This window comes from Halalkalibacter oceani (assembly GCF_040544555.1).
Lineage (GTDB): Bacteria > Bacillota > Bacilli > Bacillales > Bacillaceae_D > Halalkalibacter > Halalkalibacter oceani.
The window spans coordinates 23,261-38,726 of the sequence record NZ_JBEPKD010000028.1; the positions used below are offsets into that span (position 1 = coordinate 23,261).

The 15,466-nt window shown below is 47.5% G+C and carries 17 protein-coding genes; all 17 read right to left on the reverse strand.

Annotation, left to right across the window (positions count from 1 at the left end; translation table 11 throughout):
- Positions 1 to 101: 101 nt before the first annotated feature.
- The 17 genes from fin to metG all read right to left on the reverse strand — a co-directional run bounded on the left by fin (position 102) and on the right by metG (position 15,176).
- Positions 102 to 329, reverse strand: coding sequence for an anti-sigma-F factor Fin (gene fin, locus ABMB67_RS20165; protein WP_251195315.1), 228 nt, complete (start codon positions 327 to 329; stop codon positions 102 to 104).
- Between the two features lie 71 nt (positions 330 to 400).
- A complete protein-coding gene (pth, locus tag ABMB67_RS20170) occupies positions 401 to 958 on the reverse strand; it encodes an aminoacyl-tRNA hydrolase (protein ID WP_251224495.1) in 558 nt (185 codons plus the stop codon).
- Positions 959 to 1,129: 171 nt separating this feature from the next.
- Positions 1,130 to 1,765, reverse strand: a complete 636-nt coding sequence (locus tag ABMB67_RS20175; protein ID WP_251224494.1) for a 50S ribosomal protein L25/general stress protein Ctc — start codon at positions 1,763 to 1,765, stop codon at positions 1,130 to 1,132.
- Between the two features lie 139 nt (positions 1,766 to 1,904).
- Entirely contained in the window at positions 1,905 to 2,855 is a 951-nt protein-coding gene (locus tag ABMB67_RS20180) for a ribose-phosphate diphosphokinase (protein WP_251224493.1), read from the reverse strand.
- A gap of 43 nt (positions 2,856 to 2,898) precedes the next feature.
- Positions 2,899 to 4,260: a bifunctional UDP-N-acetylglucosamine diphosphorylase/glucosamine-1-phosphate N-acetyltransferase GlmU gene (gene glmU, locus ABMB67_RS20185; protein ID WP_251224492.1), complete on the reverse strand. Its 1,362-nt coding sequence runs from the start codon at positions 4,258 to 4,260 to the stop codon at positions 2,899 to 2,901.
- Between the two features lie 254 nt (positions 4,261 to 4,514).
- A complete protein-coding gene (spoVG, locus tag ABMB67_RS20190; protein ID WP_251224491.1) occupies positions 4,515 to 4,808 on the reverse strand; it encodes a septation regulator SpoVG in 294 nt (97 codons plus the stop codon).
- Positions 4,809 to 4,983: 175 nt separating this feature from the next.
- Positions 4,984 to 5,361, reverse strand: coding sequence for a RidA family protein (locus ABMB67_RS20195; RefSeq protein WP_251224490.1), 378 nt, complete (start codon positions 5,359 to 5,361; stop codon positions 4,984 to 4,986).
- Position 5,362: 1 nt separating this feature from the next.
- Positions 5,363 to 6,214: a pur operon repressor gene (gene purR / locus ABMB67_RS20200; RefSeq protein WP_251224489.1), complete on the reverse strand. Its 852-nt coding sequence runs from the start codon at positions 6,212 to 6,214 to the stop codon at positions 5,363 to 5,365.
- Between the two features lie 54 nt (positions 6,215 to 6,268).
- Positions 6,269 to 7,135 (reverse strand): 4-(cytidine 5'-diphospho)-2-C-methyl-D-erythritol kinase, encoded by an 867-nt coding sequence (ispE, locus tag ABMB67_RS20205; protein WP_354573142.1) that lies wholly within the window; start codon positions 7,133 to 7,135, stop codon positions 6,269 to 6,271.
- A gap of 169 nt (positions 7,136 to 7,304) precedes the next feature.
- Complete coding sequence (locus ABMB67_RS20210; protein WP_354573143.1) at positions 7,305 to 7,487, reverse strand: small, acid-soluble spore protein, alpha/beta type; 183 nt, start codon at positions 7,485 to 7,487, stop codon at positions 7,305 to 7,307.
- Between the two features lie 123 nt (positions 7,488 to 7,610).
- Positions 7,611 to 7,877 carry a biofilm formation stimulator Veg gene (veg, locus tag ABMB67_RS20215; protein ID WP_251195293.1) on the reverse strand — a complete coding sequence of 89 codons (267 nt, stop codon included), beginning with the start codon at positions 7,875 to 7,877 and terminating at the stop codon, positions 7,611 to 7,613.
- A gap of 249 nt (positions 7,878 to 8,126) precedes the next feature.
- Positions 8,127 to 8,987 (reverse strand): sporulation peptidase YabG, encoded by an 861-nt coding sequence (yabG, locus tag ABMB67_RS20220; protein WP_251224487.1) that lies wholly within the window; start codon positions 8,985 to 8,987, stop codon positions 8,127 to 8,129.
- Between the two features lie 50 nt (positions 8,988 to 9,037).
- Positions 9,038 to 9,919, reverse strand: coding sequence for a 16S rRNA (adenine(1518)-N(6)/adenine(1519)-N(6))-dimethyltransferase RsmA (gene rsmA, locus ABMB67_RS20225; protein WP_354573144.1), 882 nt, complete (start codon positions 9,917 to 9,919; stop codon positions 9,038 to 9,040).
- Positions 9,916 to 10,479 (reverse strand): ribonuclease M5, encoded by a 564-nt coding sequence (gene rnmV / locus ABMB67_RS20230; RefSeq protein ID WP_251224485.1) that lies wholly within the window; start codon positions 10,477 to 10,479, stop codon positions 9,916 to 9,918. The genes rsmA and rnmV overlap by 4 nt, the downstream gene beginning before the upstream one ends.
- 215 nt (positions 10,480 to 10,694) lie before the next feature.
- Positions 10,695 to 11,915, reverse strand: a complete 1,221-nt coding sequence (locus ABMB67_RS20235; protein WP_251224484.1) for a resuscitation-promoting factor — start codon at positions 11,913 to 11,915, stop codon at positions 10,695 to 10,697.
- Between the two features lie 229 nt (positions 11,916 to 12,144).
- Positions 12,145 to 12,912, reverse strand: a complete 768-nt coding sequence (locus tag ABMB67_RS20240) for a TatD family hydrolase (RefSeq protein ID WP_251224483.1) — start codon at positions 12,910 to 12,912, stop codon at positions 12,145 to 12,147.
- 200 nt (positions 12,913 to 13,112) lie between these two features.
- Entirely contained in the window at positions 13,113 to 15,176 is a 2,064-nt protein-coding gene (gene metG, locus ABMB67_RS20245) for a methionine--tRNA ligase (protein WP_354573145.1), read from the reverse strand.
- Between the last annotated feature and the right edge of the window lie 290 nt (positions 15,177 to 15,466).

Sequence of the window (15,466 nt, forward strand, 5' to 3'; positions counted from 1 at the left end):
CTTCGCTCATGGTGTAAAGGCTCTTTTCTGCTTGATTTCATTGCTTAAAGAGGTTGTCCCAAAGCGTGGCTTTTGGGACAACCCCTTTTTTGCTGCTCATTCTATTGTATCATTCTGTCCAGCTCGTGTAAGCCGGGATTTCGCATAAGAGCCTCGTGACAGTCCTCACATATAACATTCACATGTATATCACCATTCGGCTCATATGTCAACATATCGGTTCGTTCCGTACTGGTCAGACTATCAAAGCCAAGCGCTTCAGCCCGCAGCTCCTCATCAATCGCTCCAAGCTCGACCTGGCAATGACGGCATTTGTAATGAATCGCCACCGTATCTAGCTCCTTTCCCGCTACTCGTAACTTTAGTATGAACAAGGCGGGAAAACTCTATACGACGGCGGTCAATTAAATTGATTCATCACTTCAAGAAACGGCTTCGTTGTCCACGCTTCAACGGCCTTGGCCACCAGCTCAACCGACTCTCCAACCGCATCTCTTTCCTCAGGATAATAGTTCCCCAATACATAGTTAACAATCGTTTCCCCGTTGCGCGGCCGGTCAATTCCGACGCGAATCCGGTTGAACTCCTGTGTACCTAAGTGGGCAATTAGCGATTTAATACCGTTATGGCCGCCAGCGCTTCCTTTTTGCCGCAGCCGGATTTTTCCTGTCGGTAAATCCAGGTCATCATAGATGACAACGATATCCTCAATCGGGATTTGATAATAATCCATCAACGGACGAACGGATTCTCCTGACAAGTTCATATAGGTCAACGGCTTCAACAGAAAAACGGTTTCCCCGTTGACGACGCCCTTACCAAATACCCCTTTAAATTTACTCTGGTTAAGTTCAATTCCCCACTCTTTTGCACAACGATCAACGCAATCAAAGCCAATATTATGACGCGTACCATCATACTTGCTTCCTGGGTTGCCCAGTCCGATAATTAATTTCAACCTTCACCCGCTCCCAACTTTACTTCATCTCGCTCCATCAAAAAAGAGAACCTCTTACTATAAAAGAGGCGCTGCATCTTTTAAAAGCCTAGAAAGGAGTGGGATTCTCCTCTCTAGGCGGGTGCAGCGCAGCCTTGCCTCACATGAGCCAGACTTTCTGTTATGTGGATATTATTCTTCTGTTTCTTCCTGCCCAGTCTCTCCAATCACTTCCGGCTCTTTCGCCTCAGCCTCTGTTCCTTCAGGCTCGACTTCTGCTGCCGGCGGCTGGACTGTCACAATGGTTTCTTCATCATCGCTCGTGATCTCGACCTGAACAGTTGACCGAATATCAGCTACTTGAATCGAGTCACCAATTGCCAGCCCGGAAATATCAACGCTGATCTCCTCCGGAATATCTGACGGCAAACATTTTACGCTGATTTCGTACATCAAGTGAGAAACGATGCCGCCTTCCTTCTCACCCGGTGCTTCTCCTGTTAACCGGACCGGTACCGCCGCATCAATTTCCGAAGTCATATCGACTTCAAAGAAATCAATGTGGAGGTATTCGTTTTTCAGCGGATCGATTTGCAGATCATGGATCATAACCTGATGTTTATTCTTCCCGGACACCTCCAAAGAGAATAACCCGTTTTTCCCAACCTCTCTAACCGTTTTCAGAAAATCTACTCCTTCAACGGATACTGGCTGGCTTTCAATTTTGTTCCCGTATAATACAGCCGGCACATAACCGTCTTTACGCAATTGTCTCGTTGCTGAACCTTTCAAATCTTCTCTGGGGCTTGCTTTTAAAATCGTAGCCATCTCGCCTCACCTCAAATTTGTTTTCAAGTCTCTATCACTTGTATTCCCTAAATGAGTCAATTTAAACCACTTACTTACGTTTTCGCAGTAGCCCATTATTACATCTTGAGGTTCGTTCACCAATTACGCCAGTGGCCTATTAATCAAACAACGTGCTGACAGACGCGTGCTCATGGACGCGTATAATCGCTTCGGCCATCAGTGGCGCTACAGAAAGCTCAGTGATCTTCTCACTTTTCTTATTCTCATCAAGCTCAATCGTATTCGTGACAACAAGCTCTTTAATTTTTGAATTGTCAATCCGCTCCATCGCCGGTCCTGACAGCACCGGATGCGTACAGCATGCGTACACTTCCTTCGCCCCATGCTCCACTAAAGCATTCGCTGCCAACGTAATCGTTCCGGCTGTATCAATAATATCATCAATAATAATCGCCGTTTTTCCTTCAATATTCCCGACGATATTCATCACCTCGGCCACGTTCGGGCGCGGACGGCGTTTATCAATAATCGCAATCGGAGCTTTTAAGCGGTCAGCCATTTTTCTGGCGCGGACCACTCCGCCATGGTCCGGGGAAACGATGACAATATCTTCTAATTGTTTTCCTGAGAAATAATCGGCTAAAATCGGTACACCCATCAGCTGGTCAACCGGAATGTCGAAGAATCCTTGGATTTGTGTTGCATGAAGATCAATCGACAATACGCGTGTCGCCCCTGCTGTTTCAATCAGATTCGCTACGAGCTTCGCCGTAATCGGTTCACGGGCCCGTGCTTTCCGGTCTTGACGCGCATAGCCGTAATAAGGGATGACGACATTAATCGTTCTGGCCGATGCACGCTTCATCGCATCAATCATGATTAACAGCTCCATAATATGTTCGTTTGCAGGAGCGGAAGTCGATTGAATCAAATACACATCGCAACCACGAATGCTTTCTTCAATGTTGATCTGCACTTCTCCATCGCTAAAGCGCGTAACCGAGCTTTGACCCATCGTGACACCAATATGCTCTGTAATTTCATGAGCAAGACCTTTATTTGAATTTAATGTAAAAACCTTTAAACTTGGATCACCGTATTTAGCCATTTTTATGTTTTCCCTCCAAAAATTCACTTCACCTTAGTGGTTGTTATTTGCCTTTTTGATAATCTTCTTTATTCGTCTGTCTTGCTCGCGCGATGGACAATGCTTCACTCGGCACATCATCGGTAATCGTAGAGCCTGCAGCAACTAAAGCGTTCCTTCCAATTGTAACCGGAGCGATTAAATTCGCATTACAGCCGATAAAAGCCCCATCTTCAATTTTTGTTTTGAACTTGTTCTTGCCATCATAGTTGACGGTCACAGCCCCGCAGCTGAAATTTACCCCCTCGCCTATTTCACTGTCACCGATGTAGCTTAAGTGGGAGGCTTTGCTGCCATTTCCGATTGTCGATTTTTTGATTTCGACAAAGTTTCCGATCCGCACGTCATCGCCGATATTCGATTGCGGACGAATATGGGCAAACGGGCCAATTCGTACGGCCTTGCCGATCTCGCTATCATGAATCACCGACTGTGAGATCACCGTTCCATTATCGACGACACTATCTTTGATTTCGGTGTGCGGGCCAATGTCGCAGTTCTCTCCGATTACCGTTTTCCCGTGGATGATTGTCCCGGGACGGAGTACGGTATCCTGACCGATTGTCGCTTCACTTGAAATATACGTTTGCGCCGGGTCAATCATTGTCACTCCCTGACGCATCCAATAATGATTGATCCTTCTTTTCATACTATTCTCTGCCTCTGAAAGCGCTATCCGGTCATTGACCCCTATCGTTTCCTCGAAATGCGGTGTTTGATAAGCAGCGACCTTCTCTCCGGCATTTTTTAATAATTCAATCACATCCGGAAGGTAGTACTCTCCTTGGACATTGTCATTGCCGACCTGCTTCAGCATCGCAAACAGGCTCGCGTTATCAAAGCAATATGTCCCAGTATTAATTTCACATACGTTCCGTTCTTGTTCGGAGGCATCCTTATGCTCAACAATTCGTTCAACAAGCCCTTTTTCATCGCGGATAATCCGCCCGTATCCAGTAGGATCTTCCGCAATCGCGGTTAGGACGGTTGCCTTTGCTCCTTCTTTTTCATGACAGTCAAGCAATTTTTCAATCGTCTCAGCTGTCAGCAAAGGCGTGTCTCCGCACAGCACCACCGTCGTACCTTGCTCTCCCTTTAACAGGCTTTCCGCCTGCATGACGGCATGGCCTGTGCCAAGCTGTTCCTTTTGCACGGCATAGGAGACCTGATCTCCCAGCTGCTGCTTGACAACTTCAGCGCCGAACCCAACAACCGCCACCTTTTTTTCAAATCCTAACGCTGTGACTTGATCAACGACATGTTGAACCATCGGTTTTTCACATACTGGATGAAGCACTTTATAAAGACTGGACTTCATCCTCGTTCCCTGTCCAGCTGCTAATATGACCGCAAAACGACTGCTCATGGTTTCCCCCCAGGTGTTCCTTTTTCCCTTACGAATATATCCTAAAACCAGGGGTATTTCAAGGAGATGTCGCAAAAGGGTATTTTTAATCTTTTGTGACAAAGCCAAGTTGAAAAGCGTCCATCAGCACGAGACGAAAAGAAAGTAATCGCTTTCCTTTTTGGGTTCAAATGAACGGGAATCGTTTGAGCCTTGTAAAGACTGTCCGCCCAAAGAAAAGAGCTCCACGCTTAGTAGTGGAACCCTCATTGTGATTAAGAAGCACCCGCTTCTTCATATTCAACTTCTTCATATTCGCCTGCTTTGTCGTATTCCGTCAGCACAGCCGTTTGAATCTTTTCTCTTGTTTGAGACGAGATCGGATGGGCAATGTCGCGGAATTCTCCATCAGGCGTCCGCTTGCTCGGCATAGCTACAAATAGGCCGTTATTACCATCGATTACTCGAATATCATGCACCACAAATTCATGGTCAATCGTAATGGAGGCAATAGCACGCATTCTGCCTTCTGTATTGACTCGACGCAATCTGACATCTGTCACCTGCATGTTGGTCACCACCTCTAGAATGTTATTCTTGCTATAAGAATTCTCTAAAAAGATGGCAATTCCTTCTTCTAAATCAAAAAATTAAAAAACATTTTATGAGTAAGAGTACATTCGTCTCACATAAGTTCCAGAAACCGTTTATTCCCCTTATTGTTAATAGGACTGACCCGGTCTTTTACGCTTTGACAAGAGCGATGACTTCAATTTCAATCAAAACATCCTTTGGCAGACGGGCAACCTCAACGCACGAGCGGGCAGGCTTGTGCTCCCCAAAATACTCGCCGTAGATGTCATTGATAGCTGGAAAGTCATTCATGTCCTTAATAAAAACGGTCGCTTTGACGACGGTGTCGAGAGACGCACCAGCCTCAGCCAATACCGCTTTTACATTTTTGAAAACCTGATGAGTCTGTTCTTCCACCGTCCCGTTGACTAGCTCTCCTTCAGCCGTAAGCGGGATTTGACCGGAACTGTAAAACATATTATTGACAATAATCCCTTGAGAATATGGTCCGATTGCAGCTGGCGCACTGTTTGTATGTACGATTTTCATTTTATTTTTCCTCCTCCAATGTGATTGTTTTTAATAAGTCTAAAACGTTCCCAGGCTCGACCGTAATCTTTCGCTCCTTGACATTAACTTCCGAGAGCCTCGTGATCGACATGTATTCATCGACAAGCCGTTCTTCGACCCCGACCGACTCAACAAGGACACCAATCCCAACAAGCTCTGCCTGAAATTCATCAAGCAAATCCATCATCCCGCGAATCGTTCCACCGGCCTTCATAAAATCATCGACGATAAAGACGCGGGAATTGGGCGCAAGGCTGCGGCGGGCAAGGGTCATCGTCTGAATGCGCTTTGACGAGCCGGAGACATAGTTGATACTGACCATGGAGCCTTCCGTAACAAGATGATCGCGCCGGACAATGCTGACAGGGACATCTAAGTACTGAGCCACCGCATACGCAAGTGGAATCCCCTTTGTCGCTACTGTCATGACCGCGTCAATACGTTTATTCGCCAGCACCGAAGCAAACACCTGCCCGACCTGCTGAATAAATCGTGGACTGCCAAGCAGATCCATCATGTACAAATAACCGCCCGGCAAAATCCGTTCCGGTACAGCAAGCTGATCAATCAACTCGCGCATAAACACTTCAGCCTGAGCATAATCAATCCGCGGTATGAACTTCACCCCGCCGCTTGCTCCTGAAATGGTCAGCAAAGTGCCGTAGCCTTCATCTTCGAAAATTTCTTTAATAATAACCAAGTCTTCGCTGATCGAAGACTTTGCCGATTGATACCGTTCTGAGAAATGAGTTAGTGAAATGACCTCATGTGGATGCTGGAGCAAATAATAGGTCATATCGACAAGACGACCGCTTCGTTTAAGCTTTTTCATGCTACCTCCACAAAACCGAATATTTTCCTTTAACATAACACTTTTATCCGGTTTCTAGCAAGTATCTGTTGAGCGAATGAGCCGAACGGCGTACACATCCTGACAAAAACCCCGCAACCCGTTGTAAATCCGGTGAAGTCTCGATTCATGCTCGACCAGTCCGAATACCGTCGGCCCGCTGCCGCTCATCAGGACACCATTTGCTCCAAAGCGGAGCATCTGCTCTTTAATATGGCGCACCTCCGGATACATATCCAATGTCACCGATTCCAAGACGTTATGAAGGTTGGCGCAAATCCCGGTGAAATCCTGCTGTCTGATCGCTTCGATCATCCGGTCTGTCGGCGCATGCTCAATGTTTTGCAGAGTGAGCCGCTTATAGATATCAGCTGTCGATACCCCGATCGGCGGCTTCGCCAAAATCACCCAGCACGAGGGAGGAGCCGGAATCGCCTCGATCACTTCCCCTCTGCCTGTCGCCAACGCGGTTCCGCCATAAACGCAAAAGGCGACATCCGAACCGATCTCCTTGCCGATCTCCGCCAGCTCGTCCACTGAAAGGCCCAACTTCCACAGTTTATTCAGCCCTTTCAATGTCGCAGCGGCGTCACTGCTTCCGCCTGCCAGTCCCGCCGCCACCGGAATCCGCTTTGTAATATAAATCGAAACCCCCTTTTGCACGTTCATCCGCTTTTGTAATAATTCCGCTGCCTGATAGGCCAGGTTCCGCTGGTCGCTCGGGACAAATCCCTCGGAAACATCGATGATAATCTTTCCGTTGTCCGTTAACGTTAAATCAATCCGGTCAGCTAAATCGACCGTCGTCATAATCATTTCCACTTCATGATAGCCGTCCGGCCGTTTATGAAGAACATCCAATGTTAAATTAATTTTTGCCGGGGCCTTTACTGAATATCTCACGTTTGTCACCTTCTACTCATTCCATTTGCTTACGCTATTTTATCACTTGTTTGCTGAACATACCACTCAAGAAGTATTCCTTTGCTTTTCTCCAGAAAAACAAAGGATGCCTAACAGGCCAGTTTCGACCTGCCAGACATCCTGTATACATAAGAGAATGTCTCTTCTCCTATGAATTGTCACGGTTTGCTAATTGGTTTTCTGCTATTTCAATGGCTCGTTTTACCATATTCCCAGCATCTCTCGCTTTAATACCGCCCCAGCCTTCTTTTTGGACCGTTTCGTAGAAGCCAAGCTCTTTGGCCAGCTCTTCCTTAAAGCGTTCTGACATGACTCCCCTGCGTCTGCTCATGTCTTAACCACTCCTTTTTGTAAGTTAGCAATAGCGTGACATTAGTAGTGTGAGCAACTACAACACAAATATGCCTCCCTGAAATTAACAGGGAGGCATATCCGGTTGTGTATCAATCGACGCTTACGCTTTGGAAACTGTTGAATCAACGTTATCTTCACAAAGCATGAGTTCGACCGTTTCTGTAAGGATATCAGCATAGCTGTATGAAACTCGCTCGAAAGCATTTTCTTGTTCATCTAATTTCACAATGAAAACAGACGGGTATGTTTCTTCGAGTAGACCAGTACGCTCTGACGTTTTACGACGACCACCATTTGCTTTAATTGTAATCCTCTTACCAACATTAGCATCCAAGGCACGCTTAATGTCTATTAACGTTTTTGCCATAACTACACCCACCTCACTCTTTATTCAGTATAGCACAGCTTGCATAATTCGTCAAATAAATTTTAAATTATAACAAGCAAACAAGAATATTGTCAACAGATTTCTCTTCAAACAACGGTTTTTTTTACGTTCCTGTCGTTCATTGTTCGTTAGTATGTCTCATTCGCCATGCAATATGTATGGAAAAAAATCCGAAGACACCAAAAAAGGACATGCACCCCGTGCCGGTTCTGCACATCCTTCAGCCATTCAATGATCGATTTTCAGCGGCATCCCCCGCCTCATGACACCTTTTGTTTCAATCCCGCCGAGACCCTTCTCCCCTGTAATCGTATTTCGCAGCACATCCGTTAACCGGATCGAATCCATAAACGATGTAAGGCTGATACGGGCGGCAATATAGACTGGATCAAGGGCGTGAATGTTGACGCGGTCCGGCGAGCTGGCAAAATTCGCTCCCGCTTTAATTAATGTCTCAAAGTGAGATTGGCACGCCCCGGCAAAGATGATCAGTTCATCACGGTGCCAGGTTTGCTTCCGCGCCACCCGGACACATTCGGCAAAGTATTTTGTATGGCGATATGCCCGCAAATCCCGCTCGTCGCCTTTTGTTTTTAAATAGGCATCATGACCGGTAATGACGACAATATCTGGTTGTACCATTTGCAAAAGCGACTCTATTTGTTCAGGCATTTCCTTTTCATGTAAGTGAACGCCATAGACCGGCACCCCGAGCTTTTCATACAGATCGGTACACTTCCGCAAATATAAACTATCACCGTCGATATGAAGCACCCGTCCTCTCAGCTCAAAGTAGTTCGGACTCGTCGCATATTCCGACGTGACCTCGTACTCGCTCCGCTGCTTCATCAGCTTCGCATCCTGCCTAAACAGGCGATAGGAGTTCTCTTCAAGGGCTTTGGCTTCTTTTTGGTAGGCCGTTCGTTCTTCTTCCGAAATGAGAACGAGGTCATCTGCCGGAGCATCTGCGAGCAGGCGCATATCTTCCCCGGCTAATTCGACTGTATCGCCCCGGATGGAAACAACCCGAAATAATAAATCGCATTCGTATGAAAGGCGGGCAACGATATCTCCTTTTTTCAGTTTCATCGGCACGGCCTCCTCTCCCCTTAGGCTATGTCAGAAGAGGAGGGAGTGTGCTAGGCCTTCGGCAACCTTTTATATAAGCTATCGCTCAAGCGGGCAAACTCTTCAAGTGAGAGCGTTTCGCCCCGACGCTGAGGATCGATCCCAGCCTCCTCCAACGCCGCAAGCACAGCCGGCTTCTGCTCCTTCGTGCTGTGATTATGAATCAAATTGTTTAAAATCGTTTTGCGGCGATTCGCAAAACTGGCATGAAAGACGCGGAAGAAATAAGCTTCATCTTCAACTTGAACAGCGGGCTTATCACGGAGCGTCAACCGTAACACAGCAGAATCAACCCGCGGCTGCGGCACAAAAACCGTCGCCGGGACCGTCATCACTTTCTCAGCTACAGCATAATACTGAGCGGCTATCGAGAGCGCGCCATAATCCTTCGATCCAGGGGCTGCGGCGATCCGGGCCGCCACCTCAGCCTGAATCATCACGACAATTCCGCGAATCGGCAGCTTTTCCTCAAGCAGCTTCATCAGGATCGGCGTTGTCACATAATACGGCAGGTTCGCGACGACCATCACATCGGACACGTCTGCGAGCTCAGTCGCCAACGTCGCCTGAAGGTCAGCCTTTAGCACATCAGAATGGACAATCGTCACATTATCATAGGGAGACAGCGTTTCTTCCAGGACAGGCAACAGCCTCTGGTCAATTTCAAACGAGACCACTTTCTTAGCCCGTTTTGCCAGCTGCTCCGTCAGCGCGCCGATTCCGGGGCCGATCTCCACCGCGCCGGAATCGGGGGTGAGCTGGGCCGCTTCTACTATTTTGTGAAGTATATTTGTGTCGATCAGGAAATTTTGTCCGAGGCTTTTTTTTAAGCTGAAGCCAAATTTATCGAGTATTTCTTTCGTTCGCATTGGTGTCGCAATATCTTTTGTCATTCGTTGTTTTCCTCCTCAAACAGCTGATGAACAGCCCGGGCAAATTCCTCTGCTGTAATTCGAAACTTCTGCAAGCGTTTATGAAACTGTTTTCCATTCGCATATCCGATGTTCAGAATAATGCCAAGCCGCTCCCGGCGTTGCTTCGCTTTCGGTCCGGCAATTAATCCTGCGTCAAGGAGGTCTTGCCGGTCAATAAGCTCTACTTTCAGCTCTTCCTCTTCCTTTTTGGCGTGTCTGAGGGCATAGCGGATTGCCTCCGGCGAAGCGTTCTCGACACCTAAATCATTTTTCGTCCTTGAAAGAGCCTCGCGCTTCGGCAGAAACGCATGCTTGCAGGCAGGAATACGTTCACTGATGATCCGTCTAATCCTCTCTCCCGGATAATCGGGATCGGTTAAAATAATCACGCCCCTCCGCTGCTGGGCCAGCTCAATTTGCGCAAGCACTCTTTCGTTTACAGCCGAACCATTTGTTTCAATCGTATCGGCATCAACAGCCCGCTTAATCGCGACTGTATCGTCTTTTCCTTCTACGACAATCATTTCTTTAATCTTCATCATTATTCTCCTATCGGCATTGCTTATTCCATTGTAGCCTGTCTTAACGCTAACAGCAAAAAGAGCTTAAGACAAAAGGTCGGCTTTTTTACCTTTTGTCTTAAGCTCGAAGCAGTGTCCGAAGTCTGCGCCTCGTTGTATACGTCCATACCAAAGCAGGGTTCTTCGATATGGACGTCACGCAGTACAAAGCCACTGCTGCCTCTAAACACGTATTAGTTCAGAATTGTGATTTTCACTTGCTTTCTTCCCCACCGTTGTGCATCTGCCTGTGTCGGCACATGAACATCGATTTTATTCCCTTGAATCGCCCCTCCAGTGTCAGCAGCCACGGCTGTACCATAGCCTTCGACATGAACACGGGAGCCTAACGGGATCACATTAGGGTCGACCGCAATCACCTTCGCACTGCGGTTGTTCTTTAAATTGATTCCTGTTGCGGTTACTCCACTGCAGCCGCTGCATTGAGCCGTATATGCGGTAGCTGTTACCGTCAGCGTGCGGCCTTCCCCGCCCTGGCTGGCAGAAGCTGTTGATGGAGCTTGACTTCTTGAAACGGTCGGCGCTGCCGGACGCGTTCCGACTGCGACAATTTTGTCCGTACTTTCCTGCACCGTTTCTGTCTTCACAAGCTCGCGGGAAACCTCTTTGCCATCTTCAAGCACAACTTCATAGTGCTTTTTCACCCGTCCTTCTTCGCCTTCCTGAACGACTGTTTCTTTGCCGCTCTCCAAACTACTATCCTTCCGGGTTACCGTCCCGAATTCGACGGCCTCTTCCACCACATCGGTGACTTTTTCTACACGTATCACTTTAATGTCTGTTTTCTCGTCTATCCGTTCTTCCAACGCTGGTTCGACGCGATCAAGTTCACCTAATGAAACATTCTCTTTCTCTAAAAAGTCAGCGACAGTCGTCGAAGTTGTCCAAAAATCCTTTTGTTCACCGTCACTTGAAAGCACTACCTGAAAGGCAGATTCATAGACTAGGCTCATTTCGTCTGCAATTTCGGCTTCGAGCGAGGGCTTAAGTAAATCGTGCTCTTTGTAGTCAATATTTAGTTCATGTATAAGTTGTTCGACATTATCTGCTGTAGTCCATACCGACTCTTCTTGTCCGTCAATGGTGACAAAGACCTCCTTGGCCCTATCCCATGTGAGTGCCATATTGCCTGATATCTTTGTATCTAATCCAGGTTCAATATGGTCATACTCCTGGACATTCCAATCCTGCTCTCTCATCAATTCGGCAACTGTAGATGCGTGCGTTTGCACCGTAAGATTCTCACCATCAATCGAGATCGTTACCGTAGCCTTCGTCGTCTCATAAACTGCGTAAATCATTCCGCATACGAATAAAATAAGACTGATGACGGAGAGTACCACATTTCTCCAAAAGTGGTTGACTGGAAGAATTCGGAGCTTATTGGCTTCCATGTCATGCATTCCTCCTTCTCAACGTCCGAATTATATACACTCAGCCTCCCTTTGTCAACTTTTTGATTTTGTTTCTTCGCCGCATCGACCTTATTATCTATGAATCGGCCGGTAAAGAAAACAAAAACTTATCGACACGTCCACTGTATGCATGTCATCTCTTGTGTAGAACTTCTTCGAACGAGTGAGTCGTTAGACAAGCTTCGTCAACAGGCGTCAGAACCGGCTATCAAGAAATGCCAAAAAGTTTTTTTGCATTTTCTCTTGTTACCGCACTCAGCTGTTCATAACTCATCTCTCTCAGGCTGGCAATCTGCTCGGCAACGAGCTTCACATAAGCCGGTTCGTTGCGCTTTCCACGATTTGGATGAGGCGCCAAATACGGACAGTCGGTTTCAATCAGCAGACGATCAAGCGGAACAGCCTGAGCGACTTCCTTAGGCCGTCTCGCATTTTTAAACGTTACCGGTCCTCCCAAAGAAATATAAAAATTCATATCAAGACACTGCTTGGCGATTTCCACGCTGCCGCCAAAGCAATGCATAATCCCGCCAACCTCGCTTGCTCCTTCCTCCTTCAACAAGTCAACGATATCCTGATCAGCCTCCCGGTTGTGAATGATGATCGGCAGCTTCACTTTTTTTGCGAGGCGAATTTGCTTACGGAACACTTCTTTTTGCACATCCTTCGGCGACTTGTCCCAATGATAATCGAGACCCATTTCCCCGAGAGCGACCACCTTCGGGTGAGCAGACAGCTCCTCCAGCCAGGCAAGATGCTCATCGGTCATATCCACAGCATCAACGGGATGCCAGCCGACCGCCGCATAAAGCTCCTCATAACGTTCAACGAGCTCAAGGGCTCGTTTGATCGTTTTTTCATCAAAGCCGACGACAACCATATTCGTCACGCCGGCTTCCCGGGCGCGCGTCAGCACGTCGTCCAGGTCATCCTCGAACTGATCGGCATTCAAATGCACATGAGTATCAAATAACATAACGATCTCCTTTTTATTATGATAGGAAAGTTTTTAGTTGAAGAAATATGACGCGATTGATTAGGAAGAGGTCGTCCAACAGAGAAAAAAACTCCTCGATAGACGACCTTTCAGCCAGACCTTCGACTTTCTCCCCGCAAGGACCTTTTTCACAGATCTTGGTCAAACGAAATTATTTTAGCATCATGACATCTCTTCCTTTATTTTACTTTCGCTCCATTTGGCAAATTTCCATCAATCGTAGCAAGTTGCAATTTTTTCCCTTTTGTTCCGGCAAGAATCATGCCTTGCGACAGCTCGCCTCTCAGCTTGACCGGCTTCAAATTTGTGACACAGATGACTTTTTTTCCAACGAGGTCGCCCGGCGTGTAATACTTCGCGATCCCGGATACAACCTGGCGCTTTTCGTAACCGAGATCGAGCTGAATTTTCAACAGGCGATCCGCCCCTTCAACAGGCTCGGCAGCCAGTACTTCAGCAACCTTTAATTCGACCTTTGAGAAATCGTCGATCGTAATCTCGTCGACTTCAGGAACATCGCTGTCGTCTTTCTTGTTTTCATCAGCTTGCTTCACCGTACCACCCATTTGCGTGACGATATAGGCCACTTCCTCTTCCATATCGAGGCGCGGAAAAATCGGCTCACCTTTTTGTACGGCTGTTTTAGCCGGAAGCCGACCGAACGACTGAATCGATTCCCAGCTCGTGTGCTCATCCGTGACGCCGAGCTGTTCCCAGATTTTCTTCGGCGTGCTAGTCATAAATGGCTGCAGCATCACTGAAATATGGCGGAGCGATTCAGCGAGATGGTACATGACCGATCCGAGTTCCTCTTTTTTCGCTTCTTCCTTTGCCAGCATCCACGGTTGAGTTTCATCTATATATTTGTTCGTCCGGCTGACAAGCTGGCCAATCGCTGTTAATGCGACGGAAAATTCCATTTCCTCCATCGCCGACTCGACCTTTGTCACCGTTGCACTGACAAGCTCAACAAGCTCTCCGTCAAACGGCGTCGCATCCTTCACGTAAGCCGGAATCTCGCCGTCAAAGTATTTATGAATCATCGCGACCGTACGGTTTAACAGATTGCCGAGGTCATTGGCAAGATCATAATTGACCCGTTCCACAAACGCTTCCGGCGTGAACACGCCGTCCGAGCCAAATGGCACTTCACGCAGCAAGTAGTAGCGCAGCGCATCCAGCCCGTAACGATCAATCAACGGCACCGGGTCGACGACATTTCCTTTTGATTTCGACATTTTTCCATCTTTCATCAGCAGCCAGCCGTGCCCGAACACTTTTTTCGGCAATGGTAAATCAAGCGCCATCAGCATGATCGGCCAGTAAATCGTATGGAAACGGACGATTTCCTTTCCGACAAGGTGGACATCAGCCGGCCAATACTTACGGTAAAGCTCCTCATTTTCAGAGCCGTAGCCAAGCGCCGTTATATAGTTGGACAAGGCATCAATCCATACATAGACGACGTGCTTCGGGTTGCTTGGCACTTTCACTCCCCACGTAAAAGAAGTCCGCGAAACAGCCAGATCCTCAAGCCCCGGCTTAATGAAGTTATTAATCATTTCATTTTTGCGCGACTCCGGCTGTATAAAGGAAGGGTTTTCCTCATAAAACTTCAGCAGCCTGTCGGCATATTTGCTCATTTTGAAGAAATACGATTGCTCCCGGACCTTTTCGACCGGATGACCGCTGTCAGGGCTTTTCCCGCCAATGATTTTTCCATCCTCATCCTTGACCGGATCAACAAGCTGCCGTTCCGTGTAGAAAGTTTCATCAGGAATTGAGTACCAGCCTTCATACTCATCTAAGTAAATATCGCCCTGTTCAAGCAGCTGCTCAAAAATTTTGGCAACGATCTTTTTATGGCGTTCCTCTGTCGTCCGGATAAAATCATCATAGGAAATATCGAGCTTCTTCCAAAGCTCTTGAATGCCGGCGACAATCTCGTCGGTAAACTGCTGCGGCGTCTGCCCTTTCGCTGCTGCCTTTTGCTCAATCTTCTGCCCGTGCTCGTCCGTCCCGGTCAAATAGCGCACATCATAGCCGCGCAGGCGCTTGTAGCGCGCCATCGCGTCCCCGGCCACCGTCGTATAGGCGTGTCCGATATGGAGCTTGTCACTCGGATAATAAATTGGTGTCGTTAAATAAAACGTCTTTTTTTCTGTCACGTTCATATCCTCCTTTTTTGCATAGAAAAAGCCCTCATCCGCATCGGGACGAGAGCGACTCTCACGTGGTACCACCCAGCTTCCCCTTCACTTCGCAGCAAAGGGCTCATGAAGTCTTCGACGACTTCCTCTGTTAACGCCAGCTACGTCATCCCCTTATGGCACAGCCACTCGAAGATGAACTCCTCCCGGGACCATTTTCCGACCATCCTCTATACCGGTTTCCAGCTCCCCCGGCTCTCTGCATAGCACACTGGCTACTTATAGACGACTCTGCCGTACTTATCCCTTCATCGGATCAACGCTTTTCTTTTTTCTCCATTATGTCTGGATTATACCCAAAATATACCGAAATCAGGCGATCC

Excerpts from the sequence above, each read along its gene's own strand:
- rnmV (WP_251224485.1), bottom strand. The coding sequence starts at position 10,479 with ATGAAGATTAAAGAAATGATTGTCGTAGAAGGAAAAGACGATACAGTC.
- rsmA (WP_354573144.1), bottom strand. The coding sequence starts at position 9,919 with ATGACAAAAGATATTGCGACACCAATGCGAACGAAAGAAATACTCGAT.
- glmU (WP_251224492.1), bottom strand. The coding sequence starts at position 4,260 with ATGAGCAGTCGTTTTGCGGTCATATTAGCAGCTGGACAGGGAACGAGG.
- purR (WP_251224489.1), bottom strand. The coding sequence starts at position 6,214 with ATGAAAAAGCTTAAACGAAGCGGTCGTCTTGTCGATATGACCTATTAT.
- veg (WP_251195293.1), bottom strand. The coding sequence starts at position 7,877 with ATGGCAAAAACGTTAATAGACATTAAGCGTGCCTTGGATGCTAATGTT.
- ABMB67_RS20240 (WP_251224483.1), bottom strand. The coding sequence starts at position 12,912 with ATGTTATTTGATACTCATGTGCATTTGAATGCCGATCAGTTCGAGGAT.
- ABMB67_RS20195 (WP_251224490.1), bottom strand. The coding sequence starts at position 5,361 with ATGAAAATCGTACATACAAACAGTGCGCCAGCTGCAATCGGACCATAT.
- ABMB67_RS20235 (WP_251224484.1), bottom strand. The coding sequence starts at position 11,915 with ATGGAAGCCAATAAGCTCCGAATTCTTCCAGTCAACCACTTTTGGAGA.
- ABMB67_RS20180 (WP_251224493.1), bottom strand. The coding sequence starts at position 2,855 with ATGGCTAAATACGGTGATCCAAGTTTAAAGGTTTTTACATTAAATTCA.
- ABMB67_RS20210 (WP_354573143.1), bottom strand. The coding sequence starts at position 7,487 with ATGAGCAGACGCAGGGGAGTCATGTCAGAACGCTTTAAGGAAGAGCTG.
- ABMB67_RS20175 (WP_251224494.1), bottom strand. The coding sequence starts at position 1,765 with ATGGCTACGATTTTAAAAGCAAGCCCCAGAGAAGATTTGAAAGGTTCA.
- yabG (WP_251224487.1), bottom strand. The coding sequence starts at position 8,987 with ATGAAACTGAAAAAAGGAGATATCGTTGCCCGCCTTTCATACGAATGC.
- spoVG (WP_251224491.1), bottom strand. The coding sequence starts at position 4,808 with ATGCAGGTGACAGATGTCAGATTGCGTCGAGTCAATACAGAAGGCAGA.